This window comes from Nocardia sp. NPDC102475, assembly GCF_055584605.1.
The window spans coordinates 59,074-76,295 of sequence record NZ_JBVJLS010000022.1 but is presented as its reverse complement, the minus strand read 5'-3'; the positions used below and the strand labels follow the sequence as shown (position 1 = coordinate 76,295).

20 protein-coding genes, 1 tRNA gene and 1 pseudogene are annotated in these 17,222 nt (G+C 64.6%); 11 read left to right on the top strand and 11 right to left on the bottom strand.

From position 1 onward, the window contains the following. Position 1: 1 nt before the first annotated feature. The 5 genes from ACZ60G_RS32850 to ACZ60G_RS32830 all read right to left on the bottom strand — a co-directional run bounded on the left by ACZ60G_RS32850 (position 2) and on the right by ACZ60G_RS32830 (position 2,084). Positions 2-715 carry a hypothetical protein gene (locus ACZ60G_RS32850; protein ID WP_465815151.1) on the bottom strand — a complete coding sequence of 238 codons (714 nt, stop codon included), beginning with the start codon at positions 713-715 and terminating at the stop codon, positions 2-4. Next, positions 712-924 (bottom strand): hypothetical protein, encoded by a 213-nt coding sequence (locus ACZ60G_RS32845; protein ID WP_465815150.1) that lies wholly within the window; start codon positions 922-924, stop codon positions 712-714. Before ACZ60G_RS32845 ends, ACZ60G_RS32850 begins: the two co-directional genes overlap by 4 nt. 247 nt (positions 925-1,171) lie before the next feature. Then, on the bottom strand, positions 1,172-1,315 hold the full coding sequence (locus ACZ60G_RS32840) for a hypothetical protein (protein WP_465815149.1): 144 nt from the start codon (positions 1,313-1,315) through the stop codon (positions 1,172-1,174). Further along, complete coding sequence (locus ACZ60G_RS32835; protein WP_465815147.1) at positions 1,312-1,605, bottom strand: hypothetical protein; 294 nt, start codon at positions 1,603-1,605, stop codon at positions 1,312-1,314. Before ACZ60G_RS32835 ends, ACZ60G_RS32840 begins: the two co-directional genes overlap by 4 nt. A gap of 263 nt (positions 1,606-1,868) precedes the next feature. After that, positions 1,869-2,084 carry a helix-turn-helix transcriptional regulator gene (locus tag ACZ60G_RS32830; protein WP_465815145.1) on the bottom strand — a complete coding sequence of 72 codons (216 nt, stop codon included), beginning with the start codon at positions 2,082-2,084 and terminating at the stop codon, positions 1,869-1,871. Positions 2,085-2,240: 156 nt separating this feature from the next. Here ACZ60G_RS32830 and ACZ60G_RS32825 point away from each other — a divergent pair, with 156 nt between their 5' ends. Beyond that, entirely contained in the window at positions 2,241-3,518 is a 1,278-nt protein-coding gene (locus ACZ60G_RS32825; protein ID WP_465815143.1) for a helix-turn-helix transcriptional regulator, read from the top strand. On the opposite strand, the gene ACZ60G_RS32820 is transcribed toward ACZ60G_RS32825, so the two are convergent. Further along, positions 3,515-4,174: an HAD family hydrolase gene (locus ACZ60G_RS32820; protein WP_465815141.1), complete on the bottom strand. Its 660-nt coding sequence runs from the start codon at positions 4,172-4,174 to the stop codon at positions 3,515-3,517. The two genes, ACZ60G_RS32825 and ACZ60G_RS32820, sit on opposite strands and share 4 nt — an antisense overlap. A gap of 100 nt (positions 4,175-4,274) precedes the next feature. Between ACZ60G_RS32820 and ACZ60G_RS32815 the strand changes: the two genes are divergently transcribed. Then, positions 4,275-4,745, top strand: coding sequence for an NUDIX hydrolase (locus ACZ60G_RS32815; protein WP_465815221.1), 471 nt, complete (start codon positions 4,275-4,277; stop codon positions 4,743-4,745). 5 nt (positions 4,746-4,750) lie between these two features. On the opposite strand, the gene ACZ60G_RS32810 is transcribed toward ACZ60G_RS32815, so the two are convergent. Continuing rightward, complete coding sequence (locus tag ACZ60G_RS32810; RefSeq protein ID WP_465815140.1) at positions 4,751-5,848, bottom strand: tyrosine-type recombinase/integrase; 1,098 nt, start codon at positions 5,846-5,848, stop codon at positions 4,751-4,753. Between the two features lie 170 nt (positions 5,849-6,018). Between ACZ60G_RS32810 and ACZ60G_RS32805 the strand changes: the two genes are divergently transcribed. Then, a tRNA-Val gene (locus ACZ60G_RS32805) sits at positions 6,019-6,115 on the top strand. A 109-nt stretch (positions 6,116-6,224) separates the two neighbouring features. Here the strand turns inward: ACZ60G_RS32805 and ACZ60G_RS32800 are convergent. Beyond that, positions 6,225-6,587: a MerR family transcriptional regulator gene (locus ACZ60G_RS32800; RefSeq protein WP_465815138.1), complete on the bottom strand. Its 363-nt coding sequence runs from the start codon at positions 6,585-6,587 to the stop codon at positions 6,225-6,227. 147 nt (positions 6,588-6,734) lie between these two features. On the opposite strand from ACZ60G_RS32800, the gene ACZ60G_RS32795 reads away from it, so the two are divergent. The 4 genes and pseudogenes from ACZ60G_RS32795 to ACZ60G_RS32780 form a co-directional block, all read left to right on the top strand. Continuing rightward, on the top strand, positions 6,735-7,157 hold the full coding sequence (locus tag ACZ60G_RS32795; protein ID WP_387290113.1) for an Hsp20/alpha crystallin family protein: 423 nt from the start codon (positions 6,735-6,737) through the stop codon (positions 7,155-7,157). A gap of 37 nt (positions 7,158-7,194) precedes the next feature. Beyond that, on the top strand, positions 7,195-7,494 hold the full coding sequence (locus tag ACZ60G_RS32790; RefSeq protein ID WP_465815135.1) for a hypothetical protein: 300 nt from the start codon (positions 7,195-7,197) through the stop codon (positions 7,492-7,494). 305 nt (positions 7,495-7,799) lie between these two features. Beyond that, positions 7,800-8,012 carry a hypothetical protein gene (locus ACZ60G_RS32785; protein WP_465815134.1) on the top strand — a complete coding sequence of 71 codons (213 nt, stop codon included), beginning with the start codon at positions 7,800-7,802 and terminating at the stop codon, positions 8,010-8,012. Between the two features lie 16 nt (positions 8,013-8,028). After that, a pseudogene (locus tag ACZ60G_RS32780) lies at positions 8,029-8,241 on the top strand (cold-shock protein); the annotation flags it as partial. Positions 8,242-8,606: 365 nt separating this feature from the next. On the opposite strand, the gene ACZ60G_RS32775 reads toward ACZ60G_RS32780, so the two are convergent. Beyond that, positions 8,607-10,409 (bottom strand): serine/threonine-protein kinase PknD, encoded by a 1,803-nt coding sequence (locus ACZ60G_RS32775; RefSeq protein WP_465815132.1) that lies wholly within the window; start codon positions 10,407-10,409, stop codon positions 8,607-8,609. Between the two features lie 698 nt (positions 10,410-11,107). On the opposite strand from ACZ60G_RS32775, the gene ACZ60G_RS32770 reads away from it, so the two are divergent. After that, complete coding sequence (locus tag ACZ60G_RS32770) at positions 11,108-12,583, top strand: glyceraldehyde-3-phosphate dehydrogenase (RefSeq protein WP_465815130.1); 1,476 nt, start codon at positions 11,108-11,110, stop codon at positions 12,581-12,583. A gap of 140 nt (positions 12,584-12,723) precedes the next feature. Here the strand turns inward: ACZ60G_RS32770 and ACZ60G_RS32765 are convergent, their stop codons facing one another. Further along, positions 12,724-13,287 (bottom strand): TetR/AcrR family transcriptional regulator, encoded by a 564-nt coding sequence (locus tag ACZ60G_RS32765; protein WP_465815128.1) that lies wholly within the window; start codon positions 13,285-13,287, stop codon positions 12,724-12,726. Between the two features lie 92 nt (positions 13,288-13,379). On the opposite strand from ACZ60G_RS32765, the gene ACZ60G_RS32760 reads away from it, so the two are divergent. Continuing rightward, positions 13,380-14,222 carry an alpha/beta fold hydrolase gene (locus ACZ60G_RS32760; RefSeq protein ID WP_433522051.1) on the top strand — a complete coding sequence of 281 codons (843 nt, stop codon included), beginning with the start codon at positions 13,380-13,382 and terminating at the stop codon, positions 14,220-14,222. On the opposite strand, the gene ACZ60G_RS32755 is transcribed toward ACZ60G_RS32760, so the two are convergent. Next, the gene (locus ACZ60G_RS32755; protein ID WP_465815220.1) at positions 14,188-14,688 is read right to left on the bottom strand and encodes a methionine biosynthesis protein MetW; all 501 of its coding nucleotides are present in this window, start codon (positions 14,686-14,688) and stop codon (positions 14,188-14,190) included. The genes ACZ60G_RS32760 and ACZ60G_RS32755 overlap by 35 nt on opposite strands. Positions 14,689-14,859: 171 nt before the next feature. Between ACZ60G_RS32755 and araB the strand changes: the two genes are divergently transcribed. Together araB and ACZ60G_RS32745 are read left to right on the top strand one after the other, a co-directional pair. After that, positions 14,860-16,530: a ribulokinase gene (araB, locus tag ACZ60G_RS32750; protein WP_465815126.1), complete on the top strand. Its 1,671-nt coding sequence runs from the start codon at positions 14,860-14,862 to the stop codon at positions 16,528-16,530. Further along, positions 16,527-17,192: an L-ribulose-5-phosphate 4-epimerase gene (locus tag ACZ60G_RS32745; protein WP_465815125.1), complete on the top strand. Its 666-nt coding sequence runs from the start codon at positions 16,527-16,529 to the stop codon at positions 17,190-17,192. The genes araB and ACZ60G_RS32745 overlap by 4 nt, the downstream gene beginning before the upstream one ends. Positions 17,193-17,222 lie beyond the last annotated feature (30 nt).

Genomic DNA, 17,222 nt, shown 5'->3' with positions numbered 1-17,222 from the left:
CTCAGCTCACCTCCTGCGAATCGGTTCCGGCGGTGAGGAATTCGTCCAGATCCCGGATATCGAGCAACCCGAGCAGATCCTGGGCACCGGCCTCGGCCAGACCCCGCACCGCCGCGTCCAGGCCGTCACGGACGGCGGTGCCGCGGATGAAGTACACGACCCCGGCCAACTCGCGGATGCGTGCCGCCTCCAATGCGGCACGCACCACGCTCTGCAACCGGCCCGCGCCCTTCTTCCGGGTCAGCTCGACCTCGACCGCCCACCGCGTACCCGACGCGTCCTGAAACTCGGCGTCATGCACATGCAGATACCGGCGCCCGGTCTCCCGCAGACCCGGATCCCGGTGCCGCAGCAACCGTTCGCTGGTCCACACCCCCGGATCCAACTCCGCGCCGGTCAACCGCAGCCGCAACTCGGCCAACGCCCGCACATGTGCCACCGTCGTCAACGCCGGAAACCACGGACCCGGATCGAAACCCAGAAACGCCCAAGCGGTTTCCCGTGTGGGCCACACCCACAACGCGTTCGACCACGAACCATGCGGACCCGCCGACGGCATCCGCGCCGTCTGCACGAACCCGTCCCGTTTCCACCGACGGCACAGCTCATATGCGCGAGGACGACTCACGCCACACAGTTCGGCCACCGTCTCGATCGGCGCGCCCTTCTGCTGCGACAACCATTCCCACGCCATCGCATTACGCTCAGTCGTCATTGCTGCGCCTCCAACCGCATCAATTGCTGATCTATCCGGGTCACTTCGATCGCCCGCTCCGAGGCCGAGATCACAACATCGGGCGCCCACCCGGCCACGAAACCGATGGCGTAATCACGCTGTTCGCCCGTCAACGACCGCCACGACTCCAACGCGTGCCTAACGAACGGATCCAAACCCTCGAACGGATCAGCCGATGCCGTACTCATCGCTTCACCCCCGTCGACGACGCGGGCGCCACGTGCACGCAATCGGTGCGCGAAACCTCATCAGCACGACAGATGTTCGGCGACGGCGCATACCGCGGACCCGCGATCATCGCCGCCGTGCACCCGGCTATCGCGACCAACACCGCGATCACCAGCACCGCGCGCAAAATGTGCGGTGGCAACACCGCCAACGACCGGAACATCCACCCCGGATGAAACTCCGGGCCATGCATCGCATGCATCGGATTCATCGCCACGTCACCCCCTTACGACGCAGACCCCACACCGCCAGCCCACCCACGATCGCGACGGTCACCAGCAACCCCGGAACCGTCACCCACGCCCAAACCAGCGACACTGCCAGCACGATCCCCACAACCGCGCGGATCATTGCTCACACCGCCAATCCGCCCGCACCGCTTCCTCTTCCGCGTCGGCGGCCTCAGCGGCTTCCCACGCCTCACGCGCGGCGCGGATCTCGGACTCGTGCCGAACACATGAATCCTTGTGTCCTTCTTCGGTATTGATCGGCGTTGCTTCGATGGGGCCGTAGTCGGTGACCAGCTCACGGCAGGACTCGCAACGCCAGACCAACTCACGCGAATCGAACGTCCGCCGCGGCGCTGGGGAAAACCTTTCGAACGCCTCCATCGCGATGTCGTCGTAGGAGCGTTCGTCCAAACCAATCGCCTCAGCGACCTCCAGCCACGACCGCCCCTCAGCACGAGCACGACGGATATACCCAACAGCCAGCCCACGTGCCTCACGCGCAGCCCGATCAGCAACCGCAGCGCCCCGCAACGCATCCGCCGGCGCCGGAAGCTCAGACGACAAGCCCCCTCCAATAGGGCGCATCACCACCGCATCCTGGCCATGCTCGTCCCGCAACTGATCGTGAACCACACGCTCAACCGCCCACCGCGAACGATCCGCAGCCGACGTGTTCATGCAGCACCACCCGCAACCGCGATCGGCTGTACAAGCTCGGCCAAATCGTCCGGATCAACGCGAACCGACCGTGCGCCGACTTTGTAGGCCCGCAAGTCGCCAGCTGCGATGAGGCGTTCGAGCGTTCGGACGCTGAGCTTGAGCTGGCCAGCCGCCTCACGCAGCGTGATCAACTTTTCAGGCACCGCACCGCTTGTGTGACGTTTTGTCATGTGAAGTCCTTCCCTGGGCCGTCAATTACGAAAATTGCCTCTCACAGAGGTTCTCGCTGTTTAATGGCCGAAAGAAGGTCACTTGTGAGGACACAGATAGGACATTTCTTGCCGTCCGCATGCGACAGGGTCCACATCGAGGACTAGACTGGTCACATGTCAGCATCCGGAAACGCTGCACTTCGCGCGGCACGGCAGGCACTCGGCTACCGCTCACAAGCTGCGCTTGCCGATGCAGTGACTGAGACCGCACGTCAGATCGGACTGAGAATCGAGGTCGCCAGTCGGACCGTACGCAGATGGGAGTCTGCGGATCCTCCGTGGCCGCATCCCGACCATGCTGCGGCGCTGGAAGCCTTGTTTAAGCGCCCAATCACGGAGCTCGGGTTCACGCCTCCGTGGTCCGAGGAATCCGCTGCGCACGCAGGAGCAGCTGAGTATGCGGCATCTGGAGCGGGGTTATCTGTAGGTCAGCGCCTGTTCAGCGCGTCAACGCCGCAACTGCCCACATCCGTTGCGACGGACTATATGACCGTTACGGTGTCGTATCGTCACCTGTACTGGTCTGTCCCGGCCATCCGCCTTCACAGGTCGGTCGCAGAACATGCGCAGCTCGGAATCGAGCTTCTTCCACAGGTGCCGGGCCCAGCGAAAGCGGTTCTTGCAAAAGCAGTTTCGGAGTCGAGTCTCCTCGCTGGGCGCTTGGAGTTCTTCGATCTACAACATCCTGACCTTTCGCAGCCGAGCTTTGTTCTTGCACTACAAGCAGCGCACGAAGCCGGGGACTCTCTTCTCGGCGCCGCAACGCTGGCTCACATGGCGTTCGCGCCAGCGTTTTCCGGCGACGCTTCGCGCGCAGAGGAAGCTCGCGAACGGATCCGAGCGGCGCGAGCGTTTGCTCGCCGAGGTGGCGCCAACGCAGAAATGGTTGCTTGGCTTGACGCGGTCGAGGCTGAAGTCGAGACCAGGTTCGGCGACACACGCCGCGCTTTGACCTTGATCCATCACGCTGAAGAGATTTACAGCGAGTTCGACAGCGAAACACAGCCGTCACCAGTGTGGCTGGACTGGTTCTCGCCTGTCCGCCTCGCTGGGTTCAAGGGAAATACCTTGATGGTCGCAGGGCGAGCACGCGAGGCGCGCGAAACGCTGGAACAGGTCTTGACCGACCTTCCAGCAGATTCCATCAAACAGCGGTCAATCTACCTGGCCGACCTTGCTGCGGCAGCCGTGTTGGAGAAGAACCCCGAGCAGGCATGCCACTACCTGGAACAGGCTCTCGATCTGCTTGGACGGAACTGGTATGCCACCGCCATGGATCGGATCAAAGTAGTCCGCCAGACCCTGCGGCAATGGGACTCAGTGCCGCAGGTCCGTAGCCTGGACGAACGACTCTATGACTGGCACACGACAGTCAACTCACTCATTGGCTAGCTGCCAACGTTGGCTTCGGCGCCAACTATTCCCGGAAGTTCGTTGAGGTCGCGAATCTGCCAGTCGGACAGGTTCGCGACCTCCGGCTTTTCACGGTGTATCCAGCCCCAGGGACCACGTCGAAGGTACGCCGTCCGCATACCGACCTTCTTCGCAGGAGCAACGTCGTTGTCGATTCGATCGCCCACGTAAATGATCTCTTCAGCTGGGCATCCCGCCGCCTCAATAACCCTCTCAAAGAACTCGGGCGCAGGCTTCTGGACACCCCAATCATCAGACGTGGCAATGAAATCAGTGGGAAGATCAAGCCCACGCAGCAGGGTGCCTGCACGCACAGTCTGATTGCCAACGATCCCGACCCAGACCCCCATTCCGCGAAGCTTGGTGAGCGCTGGCCTCACATCCGGGTACAGATCGTCTTCACCGAACCACTCCGGCTGTCCGGCATCCGCTCGTGCTTGGCGCTCCGAGTCCAGATCGAATCCGGGCTGGAACACCTGGAATGTCTCGCGGTAGTCGAGCCCCGATGCGATCACAGCGCCGAATACGGCCGCGAAAGTGTGCCTCGGCACACCAAGCCAGTCAGCCCAGGTGCCGTACTCACGAGTCTCATCGACCAGTGTTTCCCCAACGTCGAAGACGACAGCAGTAATCACGCTCCAACCGTACCTTCTTGCCTTTCGCTTACCCCTGATGGAATGTACCCAGCGGCATCAGATTGTCAGCAACATCTGGGTCGGAGGAGGCATGCGACAGATGACCAGGACAGATCATTTCAACGACCCGAACGCACCGAGGGCCAACAGCCTCAAAGTCGCCGTCAGCGCCCTCGTACGGGACGAGCACGGCCAGATCCTGATGATCCACCGCACCGATAACAACAAATATTCGATCCCGGGTGGTGGCCAAGAGGTCGGCGAAACGGTCGCGGCCGCGGTCATCCGTGAGGTGCAGGAGGAAACCGGAATCGACGTTGAAGTAACCGGAATCGTCGGTGTCTTCTCTAACCCTAACCATGTGGTCTCCTACGACGACGGCGAAGTCCGCCAGGAGTTCTCGATCTGCTTCTACGCCAAGCCCATCCGTGGCAAGTTGCGACCGAGCGCCGAGTCGAAGGAAGTTAAATGGGTCGCACCCGAAGACCTTTCGTCGCTCGATATCCATCCTTCGATCAAGCTGCGAATCAAGGAAGGCACGCGCGGTCGAACCGAGCCCTACTTCACCTAGTCGCGCTATCCGAGCACACCACGTACGCTCTCCCACTGGCTGTCAGCCAGGCTCGCGTACCGCTGCGTCGTCCGCAGTGATGCATGCCCAAGGAGCTTTTGAACTTGCTGGATCGGCACCCCGGCGCGGACGAGACGGCCCGCGTAGGTGTGCCGTAGATCGTGCGGCCGGACCTTTCCCAGTCGCCTCTTCTCATCCCCATCGCCGACCCAGGCCACTCGTGAGGCGGCCTGGAACCGCTTGCCGAAGTTGTCAGCGTCGAATGGCCGGCGGCCAACGTGCGCGAGAAGTAGCCCGCTTCGGACCGAGCGGCCGACCACGTACGGTACCGGCGCCGGTTCACCGAGCCCGTCTCGCTTGATGACGGTCGTGAGGGTCTTCGTCAGCGTGTCGCCGATCGGGATAACCCGCTTCTCGTGGTCTTTCGGCGGCTTCATGCGTTGGGCGGCCTTGTCCCAAGCCCACTCGATCGAGATCGTCTTCCGCTTGAGATCGATGTGTTCCTTATGCAGGCCCTGCGCCTCACCCATTCGCATTCCGGTTCCGATCAGCACGCCGATGATCAGCTGGTCGAATTCTTCGAGCGGTTCGCGCAAGGCGGCGTATTCCTCGTCCTCGAGGAACCGCTCGGGGGATGGTCCGGCCTTTGGCAGATCGATGTCGTGGCACGGGTTGTCAGTGATCAGCTTCGCTTTCCGCGCGGCCTTCATCGACCCACTCAGCAGGTGGTAGCACTTCTCGACGCTCGTCGGTGCCATGACCTTGCGTAGCTCGGCAACCCACTCCTGCACGTCTTGCTGCTCGATATCTTTCAGGAGTTCGCCACCCCACTTCGGGGTCAGATGTTTACCGATACGTTGATCATCGATCTTCTGGGTTCCCTCTTCGACGGTGCGCAGAGCCTTCCATTTAGGAAGCCACTCGCCCCACGTCATCGCCGGAACCGGGCGCGCGGGGTTCTCGCGCTGCTCGTCCTCCTTCGCCGTGGCCTTGCGCCTCGCAACATCTTTGTTCGTGAAGACGCCCGCGCTTCGGATTCGGCCGTTGGCGTCGCGATAGCTGCCTCGATAGCGACCGCTCGGAAGTTTCTCGGCCCAACCCATGCTCGCCCTCCTGCCTGGTGTTCCTGGGTACATTTCACCATGACGGACATGGAGCAGGCCAGCAGCTGCGTGGAGCAAAACGTGGAGCAGGCGCATGTTTCAGCGTGGCGTTTCGTGTCGTTGCATGTCGGCTACCCAATTCACCGAAATATGCTGGCCTGCACAGATTTGTGAACGCATCCGCAGTGGTCACGCGCTCGCACAAGGGTTCTCCGCTGTGCTGGTTTTACACACCAGCGGTCGGGGGTTCGAACCCCTCTGCGCCCACACTTGCAGTTCCAGCTGGACGAGGGCATTTCTGAGCCCCCTTGCTCCACGCTCGTTACGTGGAGCACGCGGCCTCCCCAGGCAAGCGGGACACCATCTCGGATGGCTGTCAGTTCTCGCGGTCGCCTGCGTCGAGGGCCGTGGCTCGGTCCGGTGTCGTGGTGTGGTGTCGCAGGCGGTCGTTGTCGGCGCGGAGGTCGGCGTTTACGTCTTCGAGATCGAGGATGCGCGCTATGCCGGCCAGGTTGATCCCGGAGGCGGCCAGGGCGGTGATGCGGTACAGGCGGGCGAGGTCGTCGCTGCTGTAGCGGCGGGTGCCGCCCTCGCTGCGGGCGGGAATGAGCAGCCCGTGGCGTTCGTACAGGCGCAGGGTCTGGATCCCGATACCGGCCAGCTCCGCGGTGACCGATATCCCGTAGACGGCCTGCGCGGGATCGGGCAGATGCGACCCGGGATGCGAGCGTGGCGGCATACCTCTTCCTTACCTCCGATGTCCTATCAGATTTTCTATTTTAGGTTCTTGCGCTCTTCGGCATCGAGTGCTAAAACAAATCTATGCCAGATGACATAGGTTATCTGCCTTGACAATGAAGATTGGAGTGAGTTGGAGGTGGCGACCATGCTGATGCGCACCGATCCCTTCCGTGATCTGGATCGTTTGACCCAGCAGGTGTTCGGCACACCGGCACGGCCGGCTGCGATGCCGATGGACGCCTGGCGTGAGGGGGACGAGTTCTTCGTGGAACTCGATCTGCCCGGCATCGACCCGGACTCGTTGGATCTGGATATCGAACGCAACGTGCTGACAGTGCGGGCTTCGCGACAAGAGCTGGACTCGCAGCGGTCGATGATCGCCGCCGAACGCACCCGCGGAGTGTTCGCCCGCCAACTGTTTCTGGGCGAGAACCTCGACACCGACGCGATCCGCGCCGACTACCGCGACGGGGTACTGCGCTTGGTGATCCCGGTGGCGGAGAAGGCCAAACCCCGCAAGATCGAGATCGCCCGCCACGATCACGAGCGCCAAGCCATCAACGCCTGAGCACCCGGCCCGGCGCTTCCTTATAGGAGGCAGCGTCATGACCTACACCAACTCGAGCCTGTCCGGCACTGAACCGCTCGACGCCGTGTTGCTCGATCTCGATCCCGACCTCGAGCAGCTTTTCGCCGAGGTCGAGCAGGTCCTGCGCGACGCCCTCGCGCGAGCACCGGGCACCCCGCCGGTCCCGGTGCCCAAGCCGGGGCCCCGGTTGCGGCCAGTGGACTGCGAATACTTCGCCCGGTTACGTGGCCGCTGGCCCACGACCAGGCGGGCCACCCAGCGAAGCCCTCCGGCGATCGCGGGCCCGTTGTCCCGGCAGCATGATTACCAGCGATGAGAGCGAGGTGATGCCCGTCCTACAGCAAGAAAATCGTTCTCACCGGGTGGAACGCGTGGCCCGAAGCCTGCCCACCAGCACAGACCCGCAGCCCGAGGACTCCCGGTTCGACCGGGGTGGCCCTGGCCGGGCGTGCACAACCACCTGGTGTGGCAAGCAGGCAGAAACCGCGTCGCGCCCGTCCGCGAGCACGTCACAGATCCTTCCATCTACGGGTGGGCCCGGTCAGCACTATTGTTCCGGGCCCGCCCGGCCCGTTCGCCGGATGATCGACCCCGCGACTACGTCGGAGGAGGCCAAGTGTCATGACCACATTCGCAGCCGGCGGCGACCTCGACCGCGCCGACCAGAACATCCCTGTCGACGACACCGATCGCGATATCGGCTTGGACACCAGCGCGCTGCACCCGCTGGCCGAACGCATCCGTGCCGCCTTCGACATGGCCGATATCACCGACCGCATCGACCAAGCCTGGATCACCCCACCCGCCGATGACCACGACATCCTCACCTACTGAGCCCATCCACCCCCACATCCACACCGGCGCGGACTTCCGCTGGCAACACGGCCACGTCGCCTGGTTCAACGCCGAGAAAGGCTTCGGGTTCCTCACCCCCGACATCGGTGACGCGGTGTTCGTCGACTACCGCGTGATCGCTACCCCCGGCTACAAAACCCTCACCGCCGGGCAACCGGTCGTCTTCACCGCCACCGACACCGCCCGCGGCCCCGAAGCCACCCAGGTCCTCACCTACCCCGGCCCCCGCACCAAACCACGCGGCCCACATATCGACGCCACGCGCCTCGACATCACGCACCGAGCCGGCCGCAGTACACCGTGCCGCGACCGCGCCGCATGATCGGAGACATCCCTCGTGACAGCAACACTCCCAACCCCCGGCCGGGTTTCGGCAGACCTTCCCGAGCGTCGAACACGCACGGACACAACTGATCTCGATGGCACACCGGTGGTGCACTGGCCCGAACCCAGCCCCCTCGAATCATGGTGGAACACCGTCATGAACGCCCCATCGACCCGACCCGCTCGGTCTCGCCGTTAGCGGCAATGCGCTGACAGCCACACCGCTGATGCGCCGCGGTACTGCTCGACTCAGCCGACCGGGAGTTTCACCACTGGATCGGGGCCCAGGTCGGTGACGTATACGGCTCCCGCCGTGTCGACCGCCACACCCTGGGGATTCTTCAGGCCGGTGAACGGCAGCGGGGTCGGCGTCGACGCGCCCGCCCCCAACATCACCACCCATTTGTTGCCCCAGTCGACGACGTATACGTCTCCCGCTGTGTCGACCGCCAAAGCCTGGGGATCTTTGAGCCCGGTGAACGGCAACATGGTCGGCGCCGACGCGCCCACCGCCAACCTCGTCACCTGCTCGGTACCCAATTCGGTGACGTATACGTTGCCCGCCGTGTCGACCGCCACACCATCGGGACCTTGGAGCCCTGTCAACGGCAGCGCCGTCGGCGCCGCCGCGCCCACCGCCAATTTCAACACCCGATCATTACCCCGGTCAGCGACGTATACATCTCCCGCACTGTCGATCGCCACACCATGGGGATCCTTCAGGCCGGTGAACGGCAGCGGGGTCGGCGCCGACGCGCCCGCCGCCAATTTCATCACCCGATCGTTACTCGTGTCGCTGACGTATACGTTGCCCGCACTGTCGACCGCCACATCCTGGGGATTCTTCAGGCCGGTGAACGGCAGCGGGGTCGGCGCCGACGCGCCCGCCGCCAATTTCATCACCCGATCGTTACCCATGTCGGTGATGTAGACGTTGCCTTTCGTGTCGACCGCCACACCAGTGGGGAGGGTTACGTCGGTGAACGGCAGAGAAGTCTGTGGCGAATAGGCCCCGGCGATAGGTGGGGGCGCGTTGCCACCGCCGCCGGATTCCCGTTGGACACCAATGACGACAGCTACGGCGGCCACCACCGTAACCGCGACCGCGGCGGCGAGCAGCCCGGCGGTCTTGGGCGACAATCTGATTCGCGGCGCATGGTGCGCAGCCACGCCCCCGGTGGTGCTGACCGCGGAATCGTCTACCACGGCACAGGCCGCCGCGGCCAGCTCGCGCACGGTCTGGTAACGCTTGTCGGGGTTTTTGGCCATTCCCTTGGCGATGACCGCATCGAACGCAGGCGGTACATCGGGTGTGGTGGTGCTGGGACGCGGCGGCGGGGTGTGCAGGTGATGGGCGATCACACCCTGCACCCCCGCTGCGCTCGCAAACGGCGGCCGGCCGGTCAGGCACTCATACAGCACGCACGTCAACGCGTATACGTCCACTCGGGCATCGGCCTTGATCTCCGAGCCGATTTCCTCCGGCGCCATGTAGGCGATGGTGCCGATGGTCTCGCCGATCGTGGTCAGCGTACGGTCGTCGGCGGCGTGGGCGATCCCGAAGTCGATCAGGGAGGCGAACTCATTGGCCCCTAGCAGGATGTTGGTGGGTTTGACATCGCGGTGGACCAGCCCGGCGTCGTGGGCCGCCTGCAGCGCGCCGGCCACCTGCGCGATGATCGCCACTGCTCGCCGCGGCGGCAAGGCCCCTTCTTGCGTGATCACCTTGCGCAGGTCGGTGCCCTCGATCAAGCGCATATTCAGATAGAGCCGACCGTCGATGTCGCCGAAGTCGTGGATGGGGATTACATGCGGCTCGGTCAACTGCGCTACCGCCCGGCATTCCCGTCGGAACCGCTCGCGCAACTGCTCGTCATCGGCGAAGCGCTCGGGCAACACCTTGAGCGCCACCACCCGGTTGGTCAGCGAATCATGCGCCCGCCACACCTGGCCCATGCCGCCCTGACCCAGCAGCGACAGAAGCCGATAGCGTCCGAACGTCTCCGCTGACCCCCGCGTGGCGTCCCCGCCGCTCACTGCCGTGTCATCCATTGTGCCGTCCCGTGACCACCCGACTGGCAAACGGTGTACTTGCTTGCATTCCAACCCTCGCCCGCGAGCGGGTGGCCCACTAGTTGATTCAGCCAAGCCGGCAGTCGAGAACCGGCGCTATCGTCGGCGCGCGATTTCCCAGCCACGCTCGAGCCGGCAAGTACGCGGCCGGGCACTGCCCCGCCACCGGTGCGAGTGCGCGGATCGTGTCCAGAAATCCGCCAACAAACCTCTAGCAACTTCAGCGTACCTCTGAGCCATACGATCAACTTCGTGAATCCGGCCGTCCAACACCACTCGGAGGCCTGGGCCATATCGCACGAAAGGCCCGTCCGACAGCGAACCGATTACGATGCTCGATGCTCGAACCGCTGCGCTTCCATCCCCACGCCGAGGTCTACGATCGCGCCGCCAACCGGCCGCGCTATAGCAACGACTCCACGCCGCGCGCTGCGTCGCGGCACCCCAGGTCGTCGAACTCGGTGCCGGCACCGGGCTAGCAACCGGGCCGATGCTTCAGACCGGCGCCATCGTCACCGCGGGTCGAGCCCGGCCCAGCCCTTGCCGCCCGCCTGCGTCGCCGCTGGCGCGAAGGTACACGGACGCCGACCTCACAACTGGGTATCGGGGCCTTGTGATGGCGCGGCCCTGGATAGCATCGATTCTCGTACAGATCGAGGAACGCCGAGGGGCTTGTGTTGACGAACGACCATCTTGACCGCTGGAACGCTCACGAGGCTTCGGCGGAGGCGATGATTCCGATCATTGGCAGGCTGTATCGCGAGAAGGGGGTGACCATCCTCCTGCACAGCCGGTCGCTGGTGAACAAATCGGTGATCAGCATTCTGCGGACACACCGGTTCGCGCGGCAGATCGAGGGTGAGGAACTGTCGATCGAGGAGACGCTGCCGTTCCTCGAAGTGCTCAGCGCGTTGGATCTGGGGCCGTGCAAGATCGACCTCGGCCGGTTGGTGATGGCCTATCGCACCGACGATCGCGGGCTGTCGATTCCCGAGTTCACCGCCGCAGTGTTGGCCGATGTCACCGACGGCAACAAGGCCGAGCCGCAGGGACCGCGGGACGTGGTGCTGTACGGCTTCGGCCGGATCGGTCGTCTGGTCACTCGCCTGCTCATCGAGAAGGTCGGGTCCGGCAACGGGCTGAACCTGCGGGCCGTGGTGGTGCGTAAGGGCGGCGAGGAGGATCTGGCCAAGCGGGCGTCGCTGCTGCGGCGGGATTCGGTGCACGGCCAGTTCAATGGCACGATCAAGGTCGACACCGAGAACGACACGATCATCGCCAACGGCAACGTCATCAAGTTCATCTACAGCGATGATCCGACGACGATCGACTACACCGAGTTCGGGATCAACGAGGCGATCCTGATCGACAACACCGGTAAATGGCGTGACCGTCAGGGCCTGTCGCAGCACCTGCGGCCCGGCATCGCGAAGGTCGTGCTCACCGCCCCGGGCAAGGGCGACGTTCCGAATATCGTGCACGGCGTCAACCACCGCGACCTCGATCTGTCCGAGCAGATCTACTCGTGCGCTTCGTGCACGACCAACGCGATCGTGCCGCCGCTCAAGGCGATGGATGACGAGTACGGCATCGTCCGCGGTCACGTGGAGACGGTGCATTCGTTCACCAACGACCAGAATCTGCTGGACAACTTCCACAAGGCCGACCGTCGTGGTCGCTCCGCGCCGTTCAATCTCGTGCTCACCGAAACCGGCGCCGCATCCGCGGTCGCGAAGGCGATGCCGGACTTCAAGGCCAAAATCACCGGCAACTCGATTCGCGTTCCCACCCCGGACGTCTCGGTCGCGATCCTGAACCTGCAGCTCGAGCGGGCGGTCACGAAGAGCGAAGTGCTCGAGTACCTGCGCCAGGTATCGCTGTCCGGACCATTGAGCCGCAACCTCGACTACACCGCGGCCACCGATGTGGTTTCCAGCGATTTCATCGGATCCCGCGCGGCATCCATCGTCGATGCCAATGCCACCATCATCGACGGCGACACCGCGATCCTGTACCTCTGGTACGACAACGAATTCGGCTATTCGTGCCAGGTAGTGCGGACGGTGCAATACATCTCGGGCATCGAGTACCCGACCTACCCGCAGCTGCGCGCGCAGGATCGCGCCGCCGTTCCCGCGGCCGCCGCGCGGTAGTCCGCACCACGCCTTCGGCCGAAATCTGTTCGGCCATAGCGGTTTTCCGCGAGTAGCGGCGTGGCTCACGCCGCTACTCACCGTCGCCCACGCCGCGACCGGCGACCGCAAGCGGCCGGAGAGCAGCACAGACTCGATAGCTAAGAACCGCAGGCGGCGTCGAGGAGGGTTGCGGCGGCAGCGCGGGCGTGGGCGGCGGCGTCAGGTTGCCCTGCGATGGCGGCGGTGGTCTGGGCCCCTTCGACGAGGATCGCGATCTGCGCAGCGACGGCCTCGGGGGCGCCCGCGTCGTGGACCAGTTGAGCGAGGTATCGCTGGAAGCCGTCTTTGTGTTCGTGCACGGCGCGAGTGACGTTCGGCGAGCCGGCGCTCAGTTCGCCGAAAATATTGATGAAGGCGCAGCCGTGAAAGTCCGGCTGGCGAAACCACGTGTCGAGGAAGTCGAAGACGGACAGGACCTTCTCGCGTGCGGTGACCGCGTTCTCGGCGCTGGCGGCGATGCCGACGTTCCATTGAGCCCTGCGGCGGTGCAGGACACCGACGATCAGGTCGTCCTTGGAGGGGAACAGGGAGTAGATCCGTTTCAGGGATATCCCCGCGTCGCTTCGGACCGCGTCCATGCCCACGGACTGGACTCCGCGCGCATAGAAGAGTCGGTCGGCTGCTTCCAGCACGCGTTCCCGAGCTGCTGTGTCGTCGATCATGGTCATTCCCCTTGCGCTGAGAACGTGCGTTCTCTAGCGTAGTGCACAGTCCGGAGAACGACCGTTCTCCAGCTGATTTCAGGAGGATGGCAATGGCCACCATCACCGTCGGAACCGAGAACAGCACACCGATCGAGCTCTACTACGAAGACCACGGGACCGGCCAGCCGATCGTGCTCATCCACGGCTACCCACTCGACGGCCACAGCTGGGAGCGGCAGTCCCGCGAGCTGATTGCCGCCGGCTACCGCGTCATCACCTACGATCGCCGCGGCTTCGGACAGTCGAGCAAGGTCGGCACCGGGTACGACTACGACACCTTCGCCGCCGACCTCAACACGCTGCTCGAGACCCTCGACCTGCGCGAGGTGATCCTCGTCGGCTTCTCCATGGGCACCGGCGAACTCGCCCGCTACGTCAACAGGTACGGCCACGAGCGTGTCGCCAAGCTCGCCTTCCTCGCCTCACTGGAACCGTTCCTGGTGCGTCGCGACGACAACCCGACCGGTGTACCGCAGGAGGTCTTCGACGGTATCGCCGAGGCCGCCCGCGCCGACCGGTTCGCCTGGTTCACCAAGTTCTACGAGGATTTCTACAACCTCGGCGAGACGCTCGGCAGCAGGATCAGCCAGCAGGCCGTCACCGCCAGCTGGAACACCGCGACCGTCTCGGCGCCGGTAGCCGCCTACGCGGTCGTCTCCTCCTGGATCGAGGACTTCCGCGACGACGTCGCCGCGGTCCGCGCCTCGGGCAAGCCCGCGCTGATCCTGCACGGCACCAAGGACAACATCCTGCCGATCGACGCGACCGGACGCCCCTTCCACGAGGCCTTCCCGGAGGCCGATTACGTCGAGGTCGAGGGAGCCCCGCACGGGCTCCTGTGGACCCACGCCGCGGAGGTCAACGAGGCACTGCTGCGCTTCGTCCGCTCCTGAACACCACCTCCGGCGGGTCATGGTGGGCCGCACCGTGACCCGCCGGAGGACTCATGGGGCGCACAGCCGCACTTCTGCCGAAATCTCGAGACGGACCGGCTTGCTGGGGCTTACACACCAGCGACCGGGGTTCGAATTCCGCTGCACCCAAACAACAACGGACCTGCCCCGGCCTGCAAGATCGGCACCGTCCGCTAGCACGCTGTCGAAAACAAACGGGTGGTTCGTCGGCATGCGAGTGGCAGTCAGCACCCGGGCCGGCGAGCACTGCCAGCAACGAACCGTCGCCGCATCCGAGATCGAGCACTCGCCGTGCATCCGCGATCCGTCCCGCCACCAGCTGGTACGTCGTTCGGCCATCGGGCAAAGGATTCTCGCGCACGAACCGCGCCGCCGCCCCCGGTGTCCGGTCGTGACATGCACGCAGGAATGCCTCGCTCGCGAGAACCACGCCCCCGATCGTCATGTCGCCAACCTGACCGGTCCGCCACATCGGCGAGTGCTTCATCGCCAAAGAGCGGATGCCGTGGACTCGGCTCGACGTGAGCGATCACAACGCACTAAACCGGTGAGTCCTTGACACGGGGCAAATGTTCGCGCTAACAATGTTTGCGTTAACATTGTTAGGAGCGTCACAGTGGCGGACGAGTATGTGGTCGGTGTCGACTTCGGGACGTTGTCCGGACGGGCACTTGTTGTCAGAGTGCGGGATGGGGTCGAGTTCGGTAGTGCGGTAAGCGAATACCGGCATGGGGTCATCGATCGCGTCCTGCCTGTGACGGGCGTTGAGCTTCCGCCGGATTGGGCGTTGCAGGATCCCGAGGACTACCTCGATGTTTTGCGAACGGCGGTGCCGGAGGCGCTGGCCGACTCGGGGGTCGACCCGGCTGATGTCATCGGGATCGCAACGGATTTCACCGCATGCACGGTGCTGCCCGCGCTTACCGACGGGACGCCGTTGTGTCGGGTGCCGGAGTTCGCTGGTCGGCCGCATGCGTATCCGAAGTTGTGGAAACACCATGCGGCGCAAGCGCAGGCGGATCGGATCAATACCCTCGCCCACGAACGGGCCGAGCCGTGGATCAATCGGTATGGCGGCAAGATTTCGGCGGAATGGGAGTTCGCCAAGGCGCTGCAGATGCTGGAAGAGGATCCGGAGACCTATGCCCGGGCCGAGCGTTTCATCGAAGCGGCGGACTGGATCGTTTGGCAGCTGTGCGGCACGGAGACGCGCAACGTCTGTACGGCCGGTTACAAGGGAATTCACCAGGACGGTGGTTGGCCCAGCCGCGACTACCTCGCTGCGCTGAATCCGGACTTCGCCGACTTCGCCGTCGGCAAGCTGGTCCACCCGCTGTCCCCGCTCGGAGGCCGTGCCGGTGGCCTGACCGAGCGGGCAGCGGGATGGACGGGGCTGCGGCCCGGGATCGCGGTCGCGGTGGGCAATGTCGACGCGCATGTCACCGCGCCCGCCGCGCAGGCTGTCGAGAATGGGCAGTTGCTCGCGGTGATGGGCACCTCCACCTGTCATGTCATGAACAGTGATCACCTCGCCGAGGTGCCTGGGATGTGCGGGGTGGTGGATGGCGGAATCATCAGTGGCAGTTGGGGATACGAGGCGGGGCAGAGTGGGGTCGGCGATATCTTCGCGTGGTTCGTCGACTCGTCGCTGCCGGGGCGCTATCACGCCGAGGCCGCCGCGCTCGGCATGGACGCCCACGCATATTTGAGTGAGTTGGCGCAGCGGCAGCGGGTCGGTGAGCACGGCCTGGTCGCGCTGGACTGGCACAGCGGAAACCGCTCGGTGCTCGTCGACCACGACCTGTCCGGGATCCTGGTCGGCCTCACCCTTGCGACGAAACCCGAGGACATCTATCGCGCATTGCTGGAGGCCACCGCCTTCGGCACCCGCACCATCATCGAAACCTTCAATGCCGCAGGCGTTCCCGTTCGCGAGCTCGTGATCGCCGGTGGCCTGCTGAAGAACTCGTTGCTGATGCAGATCTATGCCGATGTGACGCGGCTATCGCTGTCGATCATCGGCTCGGATCAGGGCCCGGCGCTCGGCTCGGCCATCCATGCCGCTGTCGCCGCCGGGGCCTACCCCGATGTCCGTGCCGCCGCCAAGGCGATGGGCCGAGTCCACCGGAATGCCTACCTCCCCGATCCCGACCGCGCCGCCGCCTACGACGCCATCTACGCCGAATACCAGGCCCTGCACGACCATTTCGGCCGCGGCGGCACCGAGGTGTTGCACCGGCTGCGGCGCATCCGTAACGACGCACGAAGGGAAGTCGCCACCGCATGAGTGAGCGAACCGCCATTACCGGCCTGCGTGAGCAACTGGTCGATCTGCATCGAGAACTACTGCGCTGGGGGCTGGTGGTGTGGACCGCGGGCAATGTCTCCGCCCGGGTACCCGGGGAGGAATTGCTGGTCATCAAGCCGAGCGGGGTGTCCTACGACGAACTCACCCCGAATTCGATGGTGGTCTGCGATTTCGACGGCAAGCTGGTCGAGGGCGATCTGTCACCGTCCAGCGATACCGCCGCGCACGCCTACATCTACCGGGCGATGCCCGAGGTGGGCGGTGTGGTGCATACCCATTCGACCTACGCGAGCGCGTGGGCCGCACGCGCGGAACCGATTCCGTGCACGCTGACCGCGATGGCCGATGAGTTCGGCGGCGAAATTCCGGTCGGCCCCTTCGCGCTCATCGGCAACGACGATATCGGCCGGGGTGTGGTCGCGACGCTGTCGGGCCACCGCTCCCCCGCCGTCCTGATGCGCAATCACGGCGTCTTCGCGGTCGGGCGCGACGCCCGCGCCGCGGTCAAGGCGGCCGTCATGTGCGAGGACGTGGCTCGCACCGTGCATATCGCGCGCCAACTCGGTGAACCGGTCCCCCTCGCGCAGGCCGATGTGGACAGCCTGCACGACCGCTACCAGAACGTATACGGCCAGCACTGATTTCCGGCCGCCGACAAAGGAGTACGTCCT

Coding starts and splice junctions, on each gene's coding strand:
- ACZ60G_RS32850 (WP_465815151.1), bottom strand. CDS start 715: ATGACGACTGAGCGTAATGCGATGGCGTGGGAATGGTTGTCGCAGCAG.
- ACZ60G_RS32845 (WP_465815150.1), bottom strand. CDS start 924: ATGAGTACGGCATCGGCTGATCCGTTCGAGGGTTTGGATCCGTTCGTT.
- ACZ60G_RS32840 (WP_465815149.1), bottom strand. CDS start 1,315: ATGATCCGCGCGGTTGTGGGGATCGTGCTGGCAGTGTCGCTGGTTTGG.
- ACZ60G_RS32830 (WP_465815145.1), bottom strand. CDS start 2,084: ATGACAAAACGTCACACAAGCGGTGCGGTGCCTGAAAAGTTGATCACG.
- ACZ60G_RS32825 (WP_465815143.1), top strand. CDS start 2,241: ATGTCAGCATCCGGAAACGCTGCACTTCGCGCGGCACGGCAGGCACTC.
- ACZ60G_RS32815 (WP_465815221.1), top strand. CDS start 4,275: ATGACCAGGACAGATCATTTCAACGACCCGAACGCACCGAGGGCCAAC.
- ACZ60G_RS32810 (WP_465815140.1), bottom strand. CDS start 5,848: ATGGGTTGGGCCGAGAAACTTCCGAGCGGTCGCTATCGAGGCAGCTAT.
- ACZ60G_RS32800 (WP_465815138.1), bottom strand. CDS start 6,587: ATGCCGCCACGCTCGCATCCCGGGTCGCATCTGCCCGATCCCGCGCAG.
- ACZ60G_RS32795 (WP_387290113.1), top strand. CDS start 6,735: ATGCTGATGCGCACCGATCCCTTCCGTGATCTGGATCGTTTGACCCAG.
- ACZ60G_RS32790 (WP_465815135.1), top strand. CDS start 7,195: ATGACCTACACCAACTCGAGCCTGTCCGGCACTGAACCGCTCGACGCC.
- ACZ60G_RS32785 (WP_465815134.1), top strand. CDS start 7,800: ATGACCACATTCGCAGCCGGCGGCGACCTCGACCGCGCCGACCAGAAC.
- ACZ60G_RS32775 (WP_465815132.1), bottom strand. CDS start 10,409: ATGGATGACACGGCAGTGAGCGGCGGGGACGCCACGCGGGGGTCAGCG.
- ACZ60G_RS32765 (WP_465815128.1), bottom strand. CDS start 13,287: ATGATCGACGACACAGCAGCTCGGGAACGCGTGCTGGAAGCAGCCGAC.
- ACZ60G_RS32760 (WP_433522051.1), top strand. CDS start 13,380: ATGGCCACCATCACCGTCGGAACCGAGAACAGCACACCGATCGAGCTC.
- ACZ60G_RS32755 (WP_465815220.1), bottom strand. CDS start 14,688: ATGACGATCGGGGGCGTGGTTCTCGCGAGCGAGGCATTCCTGCGTGCA.
- ACZ60G_RS32745 (WP_465815125.1), top strand. CDS start 16,527: ATGAGTGAGCGAACCGCCATTACCGGCCTGCGTGAGCAACTGGTCGAT.